At 72.5% G+C, this 20,298-nt stretch carries 17 protein-coding genes, 1 pseudogene and 1 riboswitch; of the genes and pseudogenes, 16 read left to right on the top strand and 2 right to left on the bottom strand.

Going from position 1 to position 20,298, the window contains the following annotated elements; all coding sequences use genetic code 11:
- Positions 1-123: 123 nt before the first annotated feature.
- Positions 124-1,014: a 3-hydroxyacyl-CoA dehydrogenase family protein gene (locus WMF14_RS01375; RefSeq protein ID WP_437798400.1), complete on the top strand. Its 891-nt coding sequence runs from the start codon at positions 124-126 to the stop codon at positions 1,012-1,014.
- Positions 1,015-1,344: 330 nt separating this feature from the next.
- Here the strand turns inward: WMF14_RS01375 and WMF14_RS01370 are convergent, their stop codons facing one another.
- Both WMF14_RS01370 and WMF14_RS01365 read right to left on the bottom strand, forming a co-directional pair.
- On the bottom strand, positions 1,345-1,950 hold the full coding sequence (locus WMF14_RS01370; RefSeq protein ID WP_437798399.1) for a nucleotidyl transferase AbiEii/AbiGii toxin family protein: 606 nt from the start codon (positions 1,948-1,950) through the stop codon (positions 1,345-1,347).
- Positions 1,947-2,249, bottom strand: a complete 303-nt coding sequence (locus WMF14_RS01365) for a DUF6922 domain-containing protein (RefSeq protein ID WP_437798398.1) — start codon at positions 2,247-2,249, stop codon at positions 1,947-1,949. The genes WMF14_RS01370 and WMF14_RS01365 overlap by 4 nt, the downstream gene beginning before the upstream one ends.
- A 97-nt stretch (positions 2,250-2,346) precedes the next feature.
- Here WMF14_RS01365 and WMF14_RS01360 point away from each other — a divergent pair, with 97 nt between their 5' ends.
- From WMF14_RS01360 to cobJ, 15 genes and pseudogenes are all read left to right on the top strand, one after another.
- On the top strand, positions 2,347-3,168 hold the full coding sequence (locus tag WMF14_RS01360; protein ID WP_437798397.1) for an enoyl-CoA hydratase/isomerase family protein: 822 nt from the start codon (positions 2,347-2,349) through the stop codon (positions 3,166-3,168).
- Positions 3,169-4,386: 1,218 nt separating this feature from the next.
- Positions 4,387-4,594, top strand: a riboswitch (cobalamin riboswitch).
- Between the two features lie 98 nt (positions 4,595-4,692).
- The gene (locus tag WMF14_RS01355) at positions 4,693-5,406 is read left to right on the top strand and encodes an energy-coupling factor ABC transporter permease (RefSeq protein ID WP_437804450.1); all 714 of its coding nucleotides are present in this window, start codon (positions 4,693-4,695) and stop codon (positions 5,404-5,406) included.
- Positions 5,407-5,429: 23 nt separating this feature from the next.
- On the top strand, positions 5,430-5,753 hold the full coding sequence (locus tag WMF14_RS01350; RefSeq protein ID WP_272097333.1) for a hypothetical protein: 324 nt from the start codon (positions 5,430-5,432) through the stop codon (positions 5,751-5,753).
- Positions 5,743-6,492 (top strand): CbiQ family ECF transporter T component, encoded by a 750-nt coding sequence (locus WMF14_RS01345; RefSeq protein WP_437798396.1) that lies wholly within the window; start codon positions 5,743-5,745, stop codon positions 6,490-6,492. The genes WMF14_RS01350 and WMF14_RS01345 overlap by 11 nt, the downstream gene beginning before the upstream one ends.
- The gene (locus tag WMF14_RS01340) at positions 6,489-7,316 is read left to right on the top strand and encodes an ATP-binding cassette domain-containing protein (protein ID WP_437798395.1); all 828 of its coding nucleotides are present in this window, start codon (positions 6,489-6,491) and stop codon (positions 7,314-7,316) included. The genes WMF14_RS01345 and WMF14_RS01340 overlap by 4 nt, the downstream gene beginning before the upstream one ends.
- A complete protein-coding gene (locus WMF14_RS01335) occupies positions 7,292-8,479 on the top strand; it encodes a CbiX/SirB N-terminal domain-containing protein (protein WP_437798394.1) in 1,188 nt (395 codons plus the stop codon). Before WMF14_RS01340 ends, WMF14_RS01335 begins: the two co-directional genes overlap by 25 nt.
- 23 nt (positions 8,480-8,502) lie before the next feature.
- Positions 8,503-8,877: a DUF3209 family protein gene (locus tag WMF14_RS01330; protein WP_437798393.1), complete on the top strand. Its 375-nt coding sequence runs from the start codon at positions 8,503-8,505 to the stop codon at positions 8,875-8,877.
- A 67-nt stretch (positions 8,878-8,944) separates the two neighbouring features.
- The gene (locus WMF14_RS01325) at positions 8,945-9,682 is read left to right on the top strand and encodes an FAD-dependent oxidoreductase (RefSeq protein ID WP_437798392.1); all 738 of its coding nucleotides are present in this window, start codon (positions 8,945-8,947) and stop codon (positions 9,680-9,682) included.
- Between the two features lie 100 nt (positions 9,683-9,782).
- Positions 9,783-13,712, top strand: a complete 3,930-nt coding sequence (gene purL, locus WMF14_RS01320) for a phosphoribosylformylglycinamidine synthase (RefSeq protein ID WP_437798391.1) — start codon at positions 9,783-9,785, stop codon at positions 13,710-13,712.
- 134 nt (positions 13,713-13,846) lie between these two features.
- Positions 13,847-14,983, top strand: coding sequence for a cobalt-precorrin-5B (C(1))-methyltransferase (locus tag WMF14_RS01315; protein ID WP_437798390.1), 1,137 nt, complete (start codon positions 13,847-13,849; stop codon positions 14,981-14,983).
- On the top strand, positions 14,980-15,699 hold the full coding sequence (locus WMF14_RS01310) for a precorrin-8X methylmutase (protein WP_437798389.1): 720 nt from the start codon (positions 14,980-14,982) through the stop codon (positions 15,697-15,699). Before WMF14_RS01315 ends, WMF14_RS01310 begins: the two co-directional genes overlap by 4 nt.
- Complete coding sequence (cbiE, locus tag WMF14_RS01305; RefSeq protein WP_437798388.1) at positions 15,696-17,015, top strand: precorrin-6y C5,15-methyltransferase (decarboxylating) subunit CbiE; 1,320 nt, start codon at positions 15,696-15,698, stop codon at positions 17,013-17,015. Before WMF14_RS01310 ends, cbiE begins: the two co-directional genes overlap by 4 nt.
- A complete protein-coding gene (gene cobI, locus WMF14_RS01300; protein ID WP_272097318.1) occupies positions 17,012-17,812 on the top strand; it encodes a precorrin-2 C(20)-methyltransferase in 801 nt (266 codons plus the stop codon). The genes cbiE and cobI overlap by 4 nt, the downstream gene beginning before the upstream one ends.
- A complete protein-coding gene (locus tag WMF14_RS01295; protein WP_437798387.1) occupies positions 17,809-18,948 on the top strand; it encodes a cobalt-precorrin 5A hydrolase in 1,140 nt (379 codons plus the stop codon). The genes cobI and WMF14_RS01295 overlap by 4 nt, the downstream gene beginning before the upstream one ends.
- Positions 18,941-20,212, top strand: a pseudogene (cobJ, locus tag WMF14_RS01290) (precorrin-3B C(17)-methyltransferase). The gene WMF14_RS01295 and the pseudogene cobJ overlap by 8 nt, the downstream one beginning before the upstream one ends.
- The last annotated feature ends 86 nt before the right edge of the window (positions 20,213-20,298 follow it).

The raw sequence follows: 20,298 nt of genomic DNA, 5'->3' as shown, positions 1-20,298 counted from the left end.
AGGTGGGGCGGAGCTTTCGCGCGCTTCTGCTTCTGTGGCGCGGGGACGTCCGAGCGGGCGGGCCGTCGGGCCGCGGGCGAGGGCGGTTCACCGCGGTCTCGGCTTCGGCTATCAACCGCGGGCATGGAAGCTACGACGATCAAGCGCTTCGGGGTGATCGGCGCGGGCCAGATGGGGCGAGGCATCGCCCAGGTCGCCGCGGCCGCGGGCCTCGAGGTGGTCCTGTGCGACGTCTCGAGGGCGCTGGCGGAGTCGGGCAAGGCCCAGATCGCCGCCATTCTCGCGAAGCAGGTGGAGAAGGGCAAGCTGGCCGCGGAGGCGCGGGAGGCGCTCCTCGGCCGGGTCGCGGTGGCCGACGGGATCGCGGGCCTGGCCGGGGTCGACCTGGCCGTGGAGGCGGTGACCGAGAACTTCGAGGTGAAGAGCGGGATCTTCAAGCTCGCGGACGCGGCGCTGCCGAAGGGGGCGATCCTGGCGTCGAACACGTCGTCGATCTCGATCACGCGGCTGGCGGCGGTGACCGGGCGGCCTGAGCTGGTCATCGGGATGCACTTCATGAACCCGGTGCCGCTGATGAAGCTGATCGAGCTCGTCCGTGGGGTCCAGACGTCGGACGCGACGTACGAGGCCGTCCGGGCGCTCTCGGTCGGGCTCGGCAAGACGGTGATCACCTCGAAGGACCAGCCCGGGTTCATCGTGAACCGGATGCTGATCCCGTTCCTCAACGAGGCGTGCTTCGCGCTCCAGGAGGGGCTGTCCACGCCGGAGGACATCGACGCGGGGGCGCGGCTCGGGCTGAACCACCCGATGGGGCCGCTCGAGCTCGCCGATTTGATCGGGCTGGATACGGTGCTGTCGATCGCGGAGGTGCTGCACCGGGAGTTCGGGGACTCGAAGTACCGGGCGGCGACGCTGCTCCGGAACCTGGTGGCAGCCGGGTGGTACGGGAAGAAGAGCGGGCGGGGGTTCTACGTGTACGACGAGAAGGGGCAGAAGAGCGGGCGGGCGGTGTAGGCGGCTGCCACGGAGCCCGGGAGGGAGGGGGCGCCGCGCGGGGGGCCGGCGGGGGCCCCTCCCACGAACTCGCGCCTTTTGGGGGGCTATGGCCGGCTGAACGGCGGGGCCGGTCCGGGAGGGCGTCGCACGGAGCGGGCCGGCGCTCGGGTTCGTGGGGCCCTACCCCGCCAGCCCCCCGCGCGGCGCCCCCTCCCTCCCGGGCTCTCTCCAAGGGGGGATGAGGGGAGGGGCGACGGGATATGCGCGATGCGAACACTGGTGTGCTGGTCGGAGGACGGGCGGTCTGCCCGACTCACTACGATCGCACGCGGGCTCGTGGCAGGGCCGTCATGTGGCGCGCACCCACGCTACGAGATCGGATCGGATCTGCGTCCACCGATCCTCCGTCATCCCTGCCGGCATCGGCTCCGCCTCGGCGTCGGCGAAATACGCAAGGCTGCGCACCACGTGGCCAACATCCTCGGTTGCATATTTCCTCGCGTACGCATCGAGCGCCTGCCCCACGCTGCGCCCTCGTGACGTGAGCAACGCGTGGAGGTCCCAGAAATCCCGGCGCGCCCCTCGCCCCGCGATCGCCGACAGCTTCATGCACTCCAGATCATCGAGCGACGCGACCGGGAGAGGGATCCCGGATAGACACTCGGGCGGCCCCAGCAGCGGATAGCAATACCGCAGGATGCTCGCCGGAACCCCTCCAACCTCCAGGTACAACGTCCCCTCCGCGCGCGTCAGGACCCGGATCGTCGGATCGACGAGCGCCGACACCAACGCCGCCGGATCCGATTCGGCAGTGAACAGATCGAGATCGCGCGATTGCCGGTGATGCAGCCGAAGCGCCACGGCGACGCCGCCGGCCAGGTAGGTCGATGGCTCGACGGCCCGTGCCAGCACCTCCAGCGCCGTGCGCTGCGCGCTGGAGAGAACCTCGGTCATCGCCCCGCCCACGTCGGCCGCGCTCCTCCACGGGGGATCGGCAGATCGATGCCAGCGATGACCGCCCAGTACGCAAGCTCCCGCGGAGCAAGCCGGTGCCCCTTCCGGCGCAAAAAGTCGGCGAGCGCCTCCGCCGAGTACGCCTGCCTCAGCCACCGCATCGCCGCCCATCCGCCCCGGCTCATCACCCGCTCCATGACGTAGTCGCGGTGCCGCTCCAGATCGATGGCGTCCGGGTCCGTGTCCCAGAACAGGCGCGTGACGTCGTCTGGAAATCGCTCGCTCGTCGGCTCGGCCACGGGCTCAGCATAGCAGGCCCGAGAGGACACGGAATGACGCCTTCGCAGGCGACGGCAGGCGCTTCCCCCCGGCGCGGCGCGCTGCTAACCACGCGCCATGACCGCTCAAGAACAGCAGCCGGGGGCCCGCGGTACGCTCCAGTTCGTCGCCGTCGAGCGCGCGGGTCACGTCGCCACCGTGACCATCCAGCGGCCCGACAAACTCAACGCCCTGAACCCCGCCGTCCTCGGCGAGCTCACGGCGGCCTTCCGCGACCTCCTCACGCCCGCCGAGGGCAACGAGGTGCGCGCGGCGGTGCTGACCGGCGCCGGCAAGGCGTTCGTCGCCGGCGCCGACATCGCGGAAATGGCCACGATGAACAGCATCGCCGCGAAGCGGTTCGCCGACGCAGGACACCGGCTCGCCGAGCTCATCGAGACTGCCCCCTTCCCCGTGATCGCCGCCGTCAACGGCTTCGCGCTGGGCGGCGGCTGCGAGCTCGCCCTCGCCTGCGACTTCATCTACGCCGCCGAAGGCGCCAAACTCGGCCAGCCCGAGGTGAACCTGGGCGTCATCCCGGGGTTCGGCGGGACCCAGCGGCTGCTGCGACGGGTCGGGCCCGGACGCGCGCGCGAGCTCGTCTATTCAGGAGACATGATCACCGCGCAGCAGGCGCTGTCGATCGGGCTCGTCAACGCCGTCTTCCCGGCGACCGAGCTCCTCGCGCGCGCCCAGGAGACCGCCCTCAAGATCGCCTCGCGCGGCCCGCTCGCCGTCGCCGCCGCCAAGCGCGTCCTCCTGCGCGGCGAGAGCCTCGACCTCGCCGCCGCCAACGAGCTGGAAGCCCAGGCATTCGCGGCGCTCTTCGGCAGCGAAGATCAACAGCTCGGAATGAAAGCGTTCCTGGCGAAATCGCAGGCCACGTTCACCGGCAAGTGAAACCTCGGAAGGCGCGAACCGCGCGCCCGAGGGCAAAAAAATACCGCGCATCACGCTGGAGGGGGACCCAGAATGACCGCGGCAGGAAAACCGCGCCGGAGTCCTGAACGTCCGCCACGGTGCTAAGAAGAAAAACCGCATGCGCTCCGGGCTGGGGGGTCCGCGCCGGTGCGCATGCGGTAGTCAGATTGTGGCATCCGCAAGCGCGTTGTCGATAACAAAGTGCAACGCCTGCACGCCGGGCGAGCAGAGCGCTCCAGACGCGAAGGCAGCCAGGCGAGCGCGCGACCCACACACACCAGCTCTGCAGGAATTCACGTTCGAGCCGGGCATACCGCTCCACCGGAGACAGCGCTCAGCGCAGCGTCCATTTCGCATTCCGAGACGAGCGAACACGAGATCCCCCACCTCTTCAATAAGAGACGCCACGACGCGACGGGCCGCACACCGGACACCTGCTCCCGAGTAAAGAGCCAGGACGAACAAAGCACACTGCGGAAGGAACGCGCCGGCGCCTGTGTTCAAGCACACGAGAGCCCCTGCTTGCGCGCAGGCCGCGATACGCGCAGCGCCCGCATGGCCACAAAGTAAACAGGTTTTATCTAAGGGGGACATATTTCACGACGTGTGCTCGACGACTCTTCGCCTGATGCGTCTGGGTCAATTTCTCGACCTCGGCCATTGCATGACAGGGCCTGGATCGCTCGTCGGCGCGCGCCTGTCTGCTGGATGGGGGCCCCGACAGGCGCACGGCGCGCCTCGGCAGCGATGGCCTCGTGCGCCGCTGCAGCGCCCCCCGAGGGCGGGGTGGCCACCAGCCCAGGCATCACCGCCGCACCGACGCCGTAGACGAGGGAGCTCGCGGCGTGCAGCGGCGGGCCGGAGCGCGCCAGGTGGAAGCGCGCGCCCCAGATCGATGCACCGGGTCGAGGCACCCGGGTTCGCCCGGTCTGCGCACCCCGGTTCGCCCGGTTCGCGCACCCCGGTTCGCCCGGTTCGCGCACCCGGGGTGCTCGCCCGGCTGCGGGGTGCTCGCCCGGCTCGCGCGATCGTGTCGCCAGGACGCGCGGGCCAACGCGCGCAAGGCGGAGCCCGCGCGCTCAACGGTGAGCTCGTCTGACACGCGAGGCCCCGTGCAGCGTCCGCTGGGCACCTCCGCCGCGATCGGGGCGCGACGTCCTTGACGCCGGACACGAAACGGGATTACCGAGCACCGGCCTGACAATCCATTCCTCGGGTGCCCTCCGGGGCATAACAGGGAAGCCGGTGCAAAACCGGCGCGGTCCCGCCACCGTGAGTGGGGAGCTGCCTCCGAAGACCACTGGGCCTCATTGGACGAGGCCTGGGAAGGTGGACGCAGCGCTGGGAGCTCGATCAGCTCCCTGAACCCATGAGCCGGGAGACCTACCCGAGCCTCCCACGAGGTGCAGCTTGCGCACGTCTTCGTGGCGTTCGGGTGCGGACTTCACCCGGAGCGCCGAAATCGGTCTTCACGGCCGCGTTGTGTCGATCGCCGCCGTGTCCCTGGGGACGCTCCTCGCGCCCCGGCCCGCGGCCGCGATGCACCTCGCGGAAGGCGTCCTGCCGCTCGGCTGGTGCGCCGCCTGGAACGCGCTCGCCCTGCCCTTCGTCGCGATCGCCCTCCACCTGCTCCGGCGCCGCACCCGGCAGGACGCCTTCTACAAGCCGTTCGTCGGCCTCATCGCCGCCGCCGTCTTCGCGATCTCATGCATGCCCGTGCCGGTGCCGACCGCCGGGACCTGCTCCCACCCGTGCGGCACAGGGCTCGCGGCGGTGCTCATCGGCCCCTGGATGACCGTCCTCGTCACCGTGGTGGCGCTCCTTATCCAGGCCCTCTTCCTCGCGCACGGCGGCCTCACCACGCTCGGCGCCGACGTCGCGTCGATGGGCATCGCGGGCGCCTTCACCGGATACTTCGTCTTTCATCTCGCGCGGCGCTGCGGCGCGAACCTCTGGGTCGCGGGCTTCCTGGCGGGCGTGACGTCGGACTGGGCGACGTACGCCACCACGGCGCTCGCGCTCGCGCTCGGGCTCTCGGGCGAGGGATCGGTGACCTCCATGTTCACGGGCGTCGCCCTCGCCTTCGTCCCCACCCAGCTGCCGCTCGGCCTGCTCGAGGGCGTCATGACCGCGGGGGCGCTCGCCTTCCTGCGCACCCGGCGGCCCGACATCCTGGACCGGCTCCAGGTCGTCCGGCTCGCCCCGGGGGCATCGTGACGCGGCGGCTCGGACAGCGCCCGATGTCAGCGCTGCTCGCGCGGCGCGCGTGCGTGGCCTGCGAGCGCGCGCTCCAGCTCGCCGCTGCCCTCTGGCTCGCCGCCTGCCGCAACGCGTCCTGGGACGGCGTCGACGAGGCCGTGGTCCGCCGCGTCGCCGAGGACGCAGGGCGCCACGAGACGGGGCCGCTGTTCGCGGGCCTCGAGGGCGACCTCCTGCTGTTCGCGTTCCTCTGGGCCGGGCTCCTCGCCGGCTTCGCCCTCGGCTACTTTTCGCGCGTGCTCTTCGTCGAGCGCGCGGACGCGCCCGCGGGCAAGGCCGGCGGCGAAGGCCTGCGTGCGGACTGATCCCCCCGCGCGGCTCCGCGACGTGGACGCCCGGCTCCGCCTCGGGGCCGCCGTGGCTGCGTGCTGCGTCGCCGCGGGCGCGCGCTCGCCCGTCACACCGGCCGCGCTGCTCCTCCTCGCGTGCGCGGCCCTCCGCCTCCAGGGCACGCCGGCGCGCGCCGTCCTCCGCGCCGCCGCGCCCGCCGCATGGATCGGCGCGGTCGCGGCGGCGCTGGCGCTCGCGCTCACGCCGGGGGCGCCGCTTTTCCCCGGCGCGCCGTTCCCTGTCGACGCGATCACGGCCGAGGGGGCCCGCCGCGCCGTGGCCATCGGCGCGCGCGTCCTCGCGGCGGCCGCGGTGCTCCGGTGGCTCGCCGGCGCCGCCGCGCCCGCCGAGATCGAGGCGGCGCTCGCCGGGCTCGGCGTCCCCGCGGCCCTCGTCGAGCTGCTCGCGCTGACGCGGCGCTTCGCCGGCGTGCTCCAGCGCGCGGCCGACAGCGCGTGGAGCGCCGCCGCGCTCCGCGGCGGGTTCACACGCCCCGGCGCTGCCGCGCGCTCGGCCGGCGCCGTCGCTGGCGTCGTGGCGCTCCGCACGCTGGAGCGCTCCGAGAGCGCCGCGCTCGCCATGCAGCTCCGCGGCTACCAGGGGAAGCTCCCCGTCGCCGACCGGAGGGCGAGCGCGCCCGCCGCGAACCTCGCGTTCGCCGCCGCCGCCATCGCGGCCCTCGGGCTCAGCGTCGCCGCGGGAGAGGCCGGATGATCGCGATCGCGCTGCGCGCCCCCTGGCTCGGCTACCGGCGCGGCGAGCCCGTGCTGCGCGACGTGCGCCTCGACGTCGCCGAGGGCGAGTCCGTGGCGGTGCTCGGCGGCAACGGCGCCGGCAAGACCGCGCTGCTCCGGACGCTCGTCGGGCTCCTCCCGGCGCCCGGCGGCGGCGTCGAGATCGCGGGCCGCCGCGTGGGCTCGCCCTCGGACGCCGTCGCCGCGGGCGCCGCGCTCGTGCTCCAGGACCCGGACGACCAGCTGCTCGGCGCGACGCTCCTCGACGACGTCCTGTTCGGCCCGCGAAACCTCGGCCTGCCCGCGCCCGAGGCGCGGCGCCGCGCCGAGGAGGCGCTCGCCGCCGTGCAGATCGCCCACCTCGCCGATCGGGCCATCGAGGCGCTGAGCTTCGGCGAGCGCAAGCGCGCGTGCATCGCCGGGATGCTGGCGATGCGGCCGCGGGTGCTGCTGCTCGACGAGCCGACCGCGGGGCTCGACCCGGAGGGCGAGCTCGCCCTGTGCCAGACGCTGCGCGCGCTCTCCGAGCAGCAGGGGACCACGCTGGTCACCGCGACGCACGCCGTGGATCTCGTGCCGCTCTTCGCAACGCGCGCGGTCCTGCTCGGCGACGGCCAGGTCCTCGCGGACGGGCCGCCGCGGGAGGTGTTCGCGCGGGGGGAGCTCCTCGCGCGGGCGCGGGTGCGGCGGCCGTGGGTCGCCGAGCTCTGGACCCGGATGAGGCCTGTGCCGCCGCAGGGCGGCGCGGGGCTCCCGCTCACCCTGGAGGAGGCGCTCGCGTGCATGACGACGGTCTCCTGCTGATCGGCCACGGCAGCCGCGACGCCGCGTCGAACGCCGAGTTCGAGGCGATCGTGGCCGATTACGCCGTGGCGCGGCCCGAGATCGCCGTGCAGCACGGCTACATCGAGCTCGCGACGCCGCACCTCGCCGACGCGCTCGCGGCGCTCGCGGCGCGGGCGTCGCGGGTGGCGGTCGTGCCGCTCTTCCTGTTCGCCGCGGGGCACGTGAAGAACGACATCCCGCTCGCGCTCGAGCGGGCGCGGGCCGCGCACCCGGGCGTGCGCTTCTCGGCGGCGCGGCCGCTCGGCGTGCACCCGGCGCTCGCGCAGATCGCGTTCGAGCGCGCCGCGACCGCGCTGCCGGACGACCCGGCGGCGCGGGCCCGGTCGGCGCTCGTCGTCGTGGGGCGCGGGTCGAGCGACCCGGACGCGAACGGCGATTTCTGCAAGACGGCGCGCCTCATCGGCGAGGGCCGCGGGCTCCAGCTCGTCGAGCCGACCTTCATCGGCGTCACCCGGCCCTCGGTCGAGGAGACGCTGGAGCGGGTCGCGCGGCACCGGCCGGAGCGCGTCGTGGTGGTCCCCTACTTCCTCTTCGCCGGGCGGCTCATGACGAAGCTCGCCGAGCAGGTCGACCGCTTCTCGTCGACGTACCCGTGGATCCGGGCGTCGCTCGCGCCGCACCTCGGCCGGTCGAGCGCGCTCGAGGGGCTGATCGACGAGCGCGCGCGCCAGGCGTTCGCCGGCGAGGCGCCGCTCCCCTGCGACACGTGCATGTACCGCACCGCGCTGCCGGGGCTCGCCCGGGAGGTCGGCGGGCTCAAGGCGATGCTCTACAGCGTGCGCCACACGCTCACGCACACGCAGGCGTCGAACCACCCGCACGCCCACCGCTCGCTGCGCAAGCACGTGCTCGTCTGCGGCAACGCCGACTGCGTGGACCGCGGCAGCCTGGCGCTGCTCGAGTCGGTGCGCCGCCTCGTGAAGCAGGCCGGCCAGCAGCAGCAGATCCGCGTGACGAGGACGTCGTGCATGGGGCGCTGCGGCGAGGGGCCGACGGTCGCCGTCTACCCCGACGGGGTCTGGTACCGCGGCGTCCGCGAGGAGGACGCGAAGGACCTCGTCGAGGAGCACCTGCTCGGCGACCGGCTGGTGGCCCGGCTCGTCGACGACATCATGCAATGAAGGATGGATAGGAGAGAACCGATATGGCCTGTCACGAGATCGCCGCGCTCCGCCTTGGGCTCATGAACATCCTGGGGATCGATGATCCGGCCGAGCGCACGCACGAGCTCGCCGAGCTCGGCGCCGCGGCCGCCGAGCCAGGGCCGGTCTCGGCGATGCTGCGCGCCGGGGACCTGAAGAACCTCTCGCGCCTCTTCGAGGGGTCGCTCGTGGAGCTCCAGGAGAAGGTCGCCAAGACCCCCTCCGGCGACCCGAAGCTGCCTTATCTGCGCTCGCTCCTCATCCTGACGAAGCAGGTCGAGCTCGATCTGCGCGCCCAGGTCGACGGGCTCGGCCGGCTCTACCGGGAGCTCGAGGAGATGCACGACTTCGTGCACGAGATCTACCCGGCCGACTGAAGCGCGCCCCTCACCGGAGGGAGCCCATCGCGCGTGATTGCGACAGCGCGGAGACAGGAGCGACGTCATGGCAACACAAGGCAACCCGAAGATCAGGATCGCCCACGCAGCGCCGCTCGGTGACGACGCCCGGCTGCTCCGGCTCGAGCGCGTCGACGGCGCGGAGATCGGCTTCGCCGGCGGGCAGTACGTGATCATCAACACCGGCGTCACCCTGCCCGGCGGCAGGCTCGCGAAGCGCGCCTACTCGCTGCTCTCCAGCGACGCCGAGCAGCGCGCCGTCGAGATCGCGGTGAAGCGCATCGGCGCCGGGCCGGGGTCGAACGTGCTCAACGACATCGCCGTCGGCGCCGAGCTCGAGTGGAGCGGCCCCTGGGGCAAGCTGCGGCTCGCGCCGGGCTTCTCCGGCCGGGCGCTCGTGATCGCCACCGACACCGGCATCACCGCCGCCCTCGGGATCGCCCGGGGCGCGGCCGCCGCCGGCGCGGCGCAGCTCGACCTGCTCTGGCTCGTCGAGCCGAGCGAGACCTTCGCCTCCGAGCCGTTCGTCCGCGAGCGCCTCCCCGCCGCCGTTCGCCTCACGGTCGCCCGCGACCTCCCCCCGATCGGCCACCCCGAGCGGCCGGCGCGCGCGTGCGCCCTCGTGGAGCGGGAGCTCGCGGCCGGGCCGTACGACGCCGTGCTCTGCGCGGGCGACGGCGCGGTCCTCTACCCGCTCCGCGACCACCTGGTCTCGCTCGGCGCGCCGGAGGGGAGCGTGCTCCTGGAGAGCTTCTTCAACAACCCTGCGAAGAAGTCTTTGTAATCGTTCGGGATCTTGCGAGGGGTGGCGGGGACACCGGGCCCCAGCCCCGTGGCTGCCCGTTTCGGTTGAATCGGCTGCCCCCATGGGCCAAATGCCCGCCATGGCTGCCTTCCGACACGTCCGCGGCGCGCGCGCTCTCTCTCCGTTTCGTACCGACAAGCGCCTGACCGAGCTGAAGCAGCGGGTGCCCGAGGTGGTCGGGCTGGCGAGCCGCTGGATCTACTTCGTGCACTCGCGGGCCTCGCTCGACGAGCGCGGCGAGCACGTGCTGTCGCATCTCTTGGACGACGACGCGCTGGCGCACGGCGGGGGCGGGACGGGCGAGGACGAAGGTCAGCTCGTGCTGGTGGTGCCGCGCTTCGGCACCCTCTCGCCCTGGAGCTCGAAGGCGACCGACATCGCCTGGGTGGCGGGGCTCGCGGCGGTGCAGCGGATCGAGCGGGGCATCGCCTACTACGTGCGGGCGTCCCGGCCGCTGACCGGCGAGGAGCTGACGCGCGCGGCGGGGGCGCTGCACGATCGGATGACCGAGTCGGTGGCCTTCGACTTGGCGGCCGGGCAGGCGCTCTTTCGCGACGAAAAGCCGCGGCCCCTCGCTCGCGTGCCGCTGTCGCGCGAGGGGCGGCTCTCGCTGACGCGCGCCAACAAGGAGCTCGGCTTGGCCCTGGCGGAGGACGAGATCGACTACCTGCTGGCCGCGTTCACGGAGCTGAGGCGGGATCCGAGCGACGTCGAGCTGATGATGTTCGCGCAGGCCAACAGCGAGCACTGTCGGCACAAGATCTTCAAGGCCGACTGGGTGATCGACGGCGAGGCGCAGGGGCTCTCGCTGTTCAAGATGATCCAGAACACCTTCGCGGTGACGCCGCACCATGTCCTGTCGGCGTACAGCGACAACGCGGCGGTCATGGAGGGGCTCGACGCCGAGCGCTTCTTTCCACAGCCGGGGGCCGGCGCGCTGTACGAGACGCGGCGCGAGCCGGCGCACGTGCTGATGAAGGTGGAGACCCACAACCATCCCACGGCCATTTCGCCGCATCCCGGCGCTTCGACGGGCAGCGGCGGCGAGATCCGTGACGAGGGCGCCACGGGGCGAGGCGCGAAGCCCAAGGCCGGGCTCACCGGTTTTTCGGTGTCGAACCTGCGCATTCCCGGCTTCGAGCAGCCGTGGGAAGCCGAGTCGATCGGCAAGCCCGATCGCATCGTCTCGGCGCTCGACATCATGATCGACGGGCCGCTCGGCGGCGCCGCCTTCAACAACGAGTTCGGGCGTCCTGCCCTGGCCGGCTACTTCCGGACCTTCGAGCAGAAGGTGCCGGGCGACAGCAGCGGGGCCTCCAGCGTGCGCGGCTATCACAAGCCCATCATGCTGGCGGGCGGGCTCGGCAATGTGCGGCCCGAGCTGGCGCTGAAGAAGACCTTCTCGGCCGGGGCGCCCATCGTCGTGCTCGGCGGGCCGGCCATGTTGATCGGCCTGGGCGGCGGCGCGGCGTCGTCGATGGCCTCGGGCTCGTCGTCCGCCGATCTGGATTTCGCCTCGGTGCAGCGGGACAACCCGGAGATGCAGCGGCGCTGCCAGGAGGTCATCGATCGCTGCAACGCCCTGGGCGCCGGTTCGCCCATCCTCAGCATCCACGACGTGGGCGCGGGCGGCCTGTCGAACGCCTTGCCCGAGCTCGTGCACGACGCGGGCGTGGGAGGGCGCTTCGAGCTGCGCCGGGTGCCCTCGGTCGAGCCCGGCATGTCGCCGCTCGAGATCTGGTGCAACGAGGCGCAGGAGCGCTACGTGCTGGCTCTGGACGGCTCACGCCTGGAGATCTTCGAGGAGATCTGCCGGCGCGAGCGCTGTCCCTACGCCGTGGTCGGTCACTCGACGGCGCAGAAAGATCTGGTGCTCGACGACGCCGAGCTCGACGACCAGCCGATCGACATGCCGCTGTCGGTCTTGCTCGGCAAGCCGCCCAAGATGACGCGCGACGTCCGCCGCCTGCCCTCGCCCAGACAGGCGCTCGACGCCGCCAAGCTGCCGCTGCGCGAGGCGGTCTATCGCCTGCTGCGGCTGCCCACGGTGGCCGACAAGTCCTTCCTCATCACCATCGGCGACCGCACCATCACCGGCCTCGTGCACCGCGATCAGATGGTCGGGCCCTGGCAGGTGGCCGTGGCCGATGCAGCGGTGACGCTGACCGACTACACGGGTTACGGCGGCGAGGCCATGGCCATGGGCGAGCGCGCCCCGCTCGCCGTGCTCGACGCCGCGGCCTCGGCGCGCATGGCCGTGGGCGAGGCGCTGACCAACCTGGCATCGGCTCCGATCGAGAGCCTCGAGCGCGTGAAATTGTCGGCGAACTGGATGGCAGCGGCCGGCGCCCCCGGTGAGGACGCCAAGCTCTATGAAGCCGTGAAGGCGGTGGGCCTCGAGCTGTGCCCGGCGCTCGGTCTCGCCATCCCCGTCGGCAAGGACAGCATGTCGATGCGCACGGTCTGGGACGGCGGCCAGAAGAGCGTCGTCTCTCCCATCTCGCTCATCGTCTCGGCCTTCGCCCGTGTGCCGGACGTGCGCGGCGCGCTCACGCCCCAGCTCCGCACCGACGTCGGGGACACCGTGCTCGTGGCCGTCGACCTGGGACGCGGCAAGAATCGCCTGGGCCTCTCGGCGTTCGCCACCGTCAGCGAGCAAGTGGGCGACAGCGTGCCGGACGTCGACTCGCCGGCCGATCTGCGCGCCTTCTTCGAGACCGTACAGAGCCTGCGGCAGCGGGGGCTGGTGCTCGCCTACCACGATCGCTCGGACGGCGGCCTGTTCGTCACCTGGGCCGAGATGAGCTTCGCCGGCCGCGTCGGCGCGGAGCTGTCGCTCGATGCGCTGGCGGCGAACAGCTCGCTTCCGGCCGCTCAGGCTGCAGCCTTGTTCTCGGAAGAGCTGGGCGCGCTCCTGCAGGTGCGTGCCCAGGACGCGCCCGAGGTCATCTCGGCCTTCGCCCGCGCCGGTCTCGAGGGAGCGGCGCACGTCGTCGGCAAGCTCCGCAGCGACGATCGACTGGTGGTGACCGCGGGCGGCCAGGCCGTGCTCGACGAGCCGCGCGTGGACTTGCGCCGCGCCTGGTCCGAGACCAGCTACCGCATGCGAGCGCTGCGCGACAATCCCGAGAAGGCCCGCGAGGAGTTCGACGCGCTGCTCGACGCCGGGGATCCGGGCATCTCGCCGCACCTGCCCTTCGACGTCGAACGCTCGCTGGCTCGCCCGCTGATCGAAGCCGCCAGCGAACGGCCCAAGGTGGCCATTTTGCGCGAGCAGGGCGTCAACGGTCAGATCGAGATGGCCGCCGCCTTCCACCGCGCCGGCTTCGCCGCCCACGACGTGCACATGAGCGATCTGATGAGCGGCGCCGTGTCGCTCGAGAGCTTCCGCGGCCTGGCCGCCTGCGGCGGTTTTTCCTACGGCGACGTGCTCGGCGCCGGCATGGGTTGGGCCCGCTCGGCGCTCTTTCACAGCAAGACGCGCGAGGCGCTGTCGGCCTTCTTCACGCGACCGAACACCTTCGCCCTCGGCATCTGCAACGGCTGCCAGATGATGGCCGGCCTCAAGGACATCATCCCCGGTGCCCAGCGCTGGCCGCGCTTCGTCAAGAACCGTTCCGAACAGTTCGAGGCCCGCCTCGCCCAGGTCGAAATCCTGGAGAGCCCCTCGGTGCTGCTGCGCGGCCTGGTGGGCGCGCGCCTGCCCGTGGCCGTGGCCCACGGCGAGGGCTATGCCCACTTCGCCAGCGACGCCGATCGCCGCGCGGCGCGTGTGGCGGCCCGCTGGGTGGACGGCCGCGGTCAGGTCGCCACGCGCTACCCCGCCAACCCCAACGGCTCGCCCGACGGCATCACCGGCCTCACCACCGACGACGGCCGTGTGACGATCCTCATGCCGCACCCCGAGCGCATCTTCCGCGCCGTGCAGCACAGCTGGGCTCCCCCCGAGTGGTCGGAACGCGGCCCCTGGCTGCGCCTCTTCGAGAGCGCGCGGGCGTTCGTGGGCTGAGGGTCTCTCCTGGAGTTTCGCCCCGACCGACCAGGAGGGCAGGAAATCGTCACGCCGCCCGAGGGCGGCGCGCGCCTCGAAAGCTTCTCCCACAACGCCGCGCGAAAATCGTTGTAGTCGTTCCGGCACCTGCGATGGCAGAGCTCCGGCCGAGAGACCCGAAAGGTCAGCGCGAGGGGTTCACGACGGGCGCGTGCGCGGCCGCCGCGGCCAAGGCGGCGGCGCGCGTGCTCGCGCGCGGCGCGGCGGTCGACGCCATCGAGACCACCCTGCCGAACGGACAGAAGGTCACCTTCCCGCTGAAGCGCTGCGATCGCGACGGGCCGCGCGCCACGTGCAGCGTCATCAAGGACGCCGGCGACGATCCCGACTGCACCCACGGCGCCGAGCTCGTCGCCGAGGTCGAGCTCCGCCGCGAGCCGGGCGTCGAGATCCGCGGCGGCGCCGGGGTCGCCGTCGTCACCAAGCCGGGGCTCGGGCTGCCCGTCGGCGCGCCGGCCGTGAACCCCGTGCCGCGCCGGAACATCACCGAGATGGTCCTCGAGGAGCTCGAGGGCTCGGGCTTCGCCGGGGCCACGGTCACCCTCAGCGTCCCCCAGGGCGAGGAGATGGCGAAGCAGACCATCAACGCGCGGCTCGGGCTCATCGGCGGCATCTCCATCCTCGGGACGAGCGGGATCGTGAAGCCGTACTCGACCGCCGCCTTCCGCGCGAGCGTCGTGCAGGCGATCGACGTCGCCGCCGAGCGCGGCATCGCGACGCTGGCGCTGACGACCGGCGGCAAATCCGAGGCGTACGCGATGAAGCTCTACCCGGAGCTCCCGGAGGAGGCGTTCATCCAGGTGGGCGACTTCATCGGCACGGGCGTCCGCCACGCCGCGCGGCGGCGGATCACCCGCGCGATCATCGTCGGCATGATCGGCAAGCTCTCGAAGATGGCCGACGGCAAGATGATGACGCACGCCGCCGGCTCGGAGGTGAGCATGGAGCTGCTCGCGCAGATCGCCGAGGAGCTCGGCGCGCGGCCCGAGATCGCCGCCGAGATCCGGCAGGCGAACACCGCGCGGCACGTGCTCGAGCTGTGCCAGCGCGAGGGGCTCACCGGCGTGGCCGGGGGGATCTGCCGGCGCGTCGTCGAGCACACCTCGCGTCACGCGGGCGGCGCCCTCGAGGTGCACGCCTGCCTCGTCGATTTCAACGGGGCGCTGCTCGGCCGATATCCGGCCGGCGACGCCGGTGCCAGCGGTGCGGAGAGAGCGGAGGAGCCATGAGTGGTGATGAGGTGCGCGCGGTGAACGACATGCGGCAGATGACCGCGCTCGGGCGGCGCATCGAGGACAAGAGCTTCGCGATCATCGACGAGGAGGTCGGCGCGCACGGCTTCCCGGAGGCCGAGTGGCAGGTCGTCCGCCGCGTGATCCACGCGACGGCGGACTTCGAGTTCTCGTCGCTCATGCGGCTCCACCCCGAGGCGATCGTGCGGGGCATCGCGGCGCTCCGGGGCGGCGCGCCGGTCCTCGTCGACGTGAAGATGATCGGCGTCGGTCTGAACGAGCAGCGGCTCGCGTCGTACGGGTGCGCGATCCACTGCTTCATCTCGGACGACGACGTGATCCAGGCGGCCTCCGCGGCCGGCTCGACCCGCGCGATCGAGTCGATGCGCAAGGCGCACCGGCTCGGGCTCCTCGACGGCGCGATCGTCGCCATCGGCAACGCGCCGACGGCGCTGCTCGAGGTCGTGCGCCTCGCCCGCGAAGAGGGAGCGCGGCCGGCGCTCGTGATCGGCGTGCCGGTCGGCTTCGTGTCAGCGGCGGAGTCCAAGGAGGCCCTGATCGAGTCCGGGCTTCCCTCCATCGTGGCGCGCGGCCGCAAGGGCGGCAGCCCCATCGCCGTCGCGATCGTCCACGCGCTGCTGCTCCTGTCGGCGGACTCGCCGGAACCGACAGGCTCGGCCGGCTCGGCCGAGCCGGCCAAGGTGGCGCGATGAGCGCGCGCCGCGCCGTCACCGTCGTCGGCATCGGCGATGACGGGTGCGCCAGCCTGTCGAGCCGCGCCGCGTCCGCGGTCGCCCGCGCCGAGGTGCTCGTGGGGGGCGAGCGGCACCTCGAGTTCTTCCCGCAGTTCCGCGGCGAGAAAATCGCCCTCAAGGGCGGCCTGTCCGCGGCGCTCGACCGCGTGGACGCCCTGTCCGCCGAGCAGAACGTGTGCATCCTCGCCTCGGGCGACCCGCTGTTCTTCGGCGTCGGCGCGCTCGTCGTCCGGAAGCTCGGCGGCGAGCACGTCGAGATCATCCCGAGCCTGAGCTCGGTCCAGTGGGCGTTCGCGCGCACCGGGATCGCCTGGGACGACGCCGCGTTCGTCTCGGTCCACGGGCGCTCCCCCGAGGGGTTCGCGACGCGCCTCCGCCGGCTCTCGAAGGTGGCGGTGCTGACCGACGGGGAGAACAGCCCGGCCCGCCTCGCGGCGCGGCTCCTCGAGCACGGCGACGCCGGCTGGAACGCGTGGGTCTGCGAGAGCCTCGCGGGCGCCGGCGAGCGCGTGCGCGCGTTCGACCTCGCCGCGCTCGCCGCCTGCGAGGACATCGGCCCGCTGAACGTGCTCCTGCTCCTGCGGAGCGACCCCGCGTGGCGCCCGCCGCCGGCCGTCCCCTACCTGCACGAGGACGCGTTCGCGAAGCGCATGCCGAAGAACGGCCTCATCACGAAGCGCGAGGTGCGCATGCTTTCGATCGCGTCGATGGCGATCCGCCCCGACGCGGTCGTCTGGGACGTCGGCGCCGGCTCGGGGTCGGTCTCGATCGAGGCGGCGATGCTCTGCCCCCTCGGCCGGGTCTATGCGATCGAGGTCGACCCGGAGGGCGTGGAGATCTGCCGCGACAACGTCCGCACGCACGGGGTCGACAACGTGCGCGTCGTCGCGGGCCGCGCGCCCGAGGCGCTGGCGGCGCTCGAGGACCCGGACGCTGTGTTCGTCGGAGGGAGCAAGGGGAGCATGGAGGAGATCGTCACGGTGGCGCTCGATCGGCTGCGGCCGGGTGGCCGGCTCGTTGTCAACGCCATCACGATGGAGAACGTCGCCGAGACGTACCGCGCGCTGCGGGCGCGGGGGCTCGACCCCGAGGTCACGCTGCTCTCGGTCTCGCGCGGCGTCCCGCTCGCGCGCTACGTGCGGTACGAGGCGCTGAACCCGATCCACATCTTCGCCGCGACGAAGCCGGCGAAGGCGCAGGAAGCTGCGGAGGGCGCGGAGCCGGCCCGGCCCGCGGCCGCCGGCGCGCAGCGGTCCACCTCGGAGGCGTCATGAGCGGGCTCGGCAAGCTCTACGGCGTGGGCGTCGGCCCCGGCGCGCCGGACCTGCTCACGCTGCGCGCCGTGCGCGTGCTGCAGGAGGCCGACGTGCTCGCGCTCCCCCGCAGCTCGGATTTCGGCGCCTCGATGGCCTACCGGATCCTCGAGCCCGTCGTCGGCAAGCAGCGGGACAAGGAGCGGCTGCTCCTCACCTTCCCCATGAGCAAGGACCCGGATCGCGTCCGCCCCTACGTCGACGCGGCCGTCGAGACGATCGGCGACCGGCTCTCGCGCGGCCTCACCGTGGCGTTCGCGACCGAGGGGGATCCGTCGCTCTTCAGCACCTTCGTCTATGTGCGCCGCGAGGCGCTCCGCCGCTTCCCTGGGCTCGAGGTCGAGGTCGTCCCCGGCGTCACCTCGGTCACGGCGGTCCCTGCCGTGAGCGGGCTCGCGCTCGCCGACGGGCAGGAGCGCATCGCCATCCTGCCCGCCACGTACGGCGTGGACGACCTGACCGACGTCCTCCAGCGCTTCGACACCGTGGTCCTGATGAAGATCGGCTCGGAGATGCCGAAGGTGACCGAGGCGCTCACGCGCGCTGGCCTCCTCGATCGGGCCGTGTTCGTGTCCAAGGCGACGATGCCCGAGCAGCGGATCGTCCGCGATCTCCGGGCCGCGCAGGGCGAGCGGGGCGACTGCTTCGCCATGGTCGTGGTCACGCGCGGGGAGCGGAGCGGGCTGCTCGTCGGGGAGGCCCCGGCCTCGCCGCCGGGCGGCTTCGACAAGGCTGTTACCGAACCGGAGGCCCCATGACCGCCGAGCGCAAGCCCTACGCCATCTACGCCATCACGCGGCACGGGATCTCCATCGCGCGCAAGCTCATCGAGGGGCTGCCGGGCGCGGATCTCTACGTGTCGCAGAAGCTGTTCGATGGGGCGCCGGCGGGGGCGAAGCCGCTGCCGCTGCCGATGGGGCCGCTCCTGACGGAGGCGTTCACGGCCTACGACTGCCACGTCTTCGTCATCAGCGTCGGCGCGGTCGTGCGCATGATCGCGCCGCTGCTCAAGAACAAGAAGGTCGATCCTGCGGTCGTGTGCGTCGACGACACGGCGCGCTTCTCGATCTGCGTGCTCTCCGGCCACGTCGGGCGGGGCAACGCGTTCACCGAGAAGGTGGCCGCGCTGCTCGGCGCGCAGCCGGTGGTGACCACGGCCTCCGACGCGCTCGGGACGCTGACGGTCGACATCCTCGGCCGTGACCTCGGGTGGACCCTTGACGATCCCGACCGCAACGTGACGCGCGGCTGCGCCGCCGTCGTGAACGCCGCGCCGGTGCTGTTCGTCCAGGAGACCGGCGAGCCCTCGTTCTGGCCCGAGGCGACGCCGCTGCCGCCGGGCGTGCGCTACGCGACGTCGCTCGACGGCGTGGACCCCGGCGCGTGGGAGATCCTGCTCGTCGCGAGCGACCGCGATCTCGCCCGCTCGCACCCCGCGATCGTCGAGCGCGCCGTCGTCTACCGGCCGAAGAGCCTCGTCCTGGGCATCGGCTGCGATCGCGGCGCGCCGCTCGACATGGTGGAGCGCGGGGTCGACCGGCTGCTCGAGGAGCACGGGCTGTCGGCGAGATCGGTGAAGGCGCTGGCGACGATCGACAAGAAGGCCGACGAGGAGGCGCTGCTCGCGCTGTCGGCGCGGCGGGGGTGGCCGCTCGTCACGTTCACGCCCGAGGAGCTCGACGCGACCGAGGGCATCGAGAACCCGTCGGAGACGGTGAAGAAGCACGTCGGCGCCCGGGGCGTCGCCGAGCCGGCCGCGCTGCGGGCGGCGGGGGCCGCGAAGCTGCTCGTGCCGAAGCGGGCGTACACCGAGGAGGGCGTGGGGCGGTCCATGACGCTCGCGGTGGCGCGCGTCCCGTTCGCGAAGCGCAACGTGGAGGAGAGCCATGGGTGACAGCAAAGGAGTCCTGTCGATCGTCGGGATCGGCCCTGGCGCCGAGGAGCATGCGTCCCGCGCGGCCCTCGAGGCGATCGCGGCCTCGGACCTCATCGTCGGGTACACGACGTACATCCGGCTGGTGAAGCACCTGATCGAGGGCAAGGAGGTCATCAAGACCGGCATGACCGAGGAGATCGGCCGGGCCCGCGCCGCGGTGGAGCGGGCGCGGGACGGGGCGCGCGTGGCGATCATCTCGTCGGGCGACGCGGGCGTTTACGGCATGGCCGGGCTCGTCTTCCAGGTGCTGGAGGAGATCGGCTGGAAGCGCGGCGAGTCGCCGGAGCTCCGCCTCGTGCCCGGGATGACGGCGCTCAACGCGTGCGCGTCGCTCGTCGGCGCGCCGCTCGGCCACGACTTCTGCGCCATCTCGCTCTCCGACCTCCTGACCCCGTGGCCCGTGATCGAGCGGCGGCTCGAGGCCGCCGCGGCGGCCGACTTCGTCATCGGCCTTTACAATCCGGCGAGCGGTCGGCGCACGCGCCAGATCGTGCGGGCCCAGGAGATCATCCGCCAGCACCGCGCGGGCACGACGCCGGTCGCGCTGGTGAAGAGCGCTTACCGCAAGCTGGAGAGCGCCGTGCTCACCGATCTCGACCATTTCCTCGAGTACGAGATCGGGATGCTGACGACGGTGCTCGTCGGGTCGACCAACACCTTCATGTTCGAGGGGTACATGGTCACTCCGCGCGGGTATACCAACAAGTACACATGGGATGGAGCCGCGCTCCCCGGCCAGACGCCGGGGCGTTCGCTCGTGCTCTCGGACGAGAGCGGCACTGCGGAGGAGGTCTAGATGGCACGCGTAGGGAGGCTGGGCGGCGCGATCCTCGCCGAGACCCAGGGGGCGTATTACCTCATCGGCAACACCAAGGCGCCGTGCGACTTCCGCGCGGCGGGGTTCGAGCCGCCGGACGAGGCCAGTCTCGTGAAGGGGTCCTATGTCCGGCTCGAGCCGCTGCGCGACGCGAGCGAGATCGAGGTGGCTCCGCCGGTGCTGCTGCTCGACGTCGAGGGCGAGGAGCTCGCGAAGAAGCTCGTCCACCGCTTCGTGATCGACCGGAATGGCTCGGTGAGCGAGCGGCTGTGGCGGCTCGTCTACAGCCATGACGACCCGCTCGACGACGCCGAGGGGCCCGTCGAGCGCGACGCGCGCTGGCTGGGCGGGATCCCGGAGCCGATCTGGCAGCTCGTGCGCGACAACGTGCTGCGCTGCCTTTAGTCCGATCTGGCACGGCGAGCGCGCTCAGGCAGCTCGCGCGGACGTCCGGGTGCCGGGTGTTCGAGGGGACCCGCACGTTGGCCGCG

Source organism: Sorangium sp. So ce693 (genome assembly GCF_051521375.1).
GTDB classification, from domain to species: domain Bacteria; phylum Myxococcota_A; class Polyangia; order Polyangiales; family Polyangiaceae; genus Sorangium; species Sorangium atrum.
Note: the sequence above shows the minus strand (reverse complement) of the source record. Positions and strands in the feature narration are given on the sequence as shown.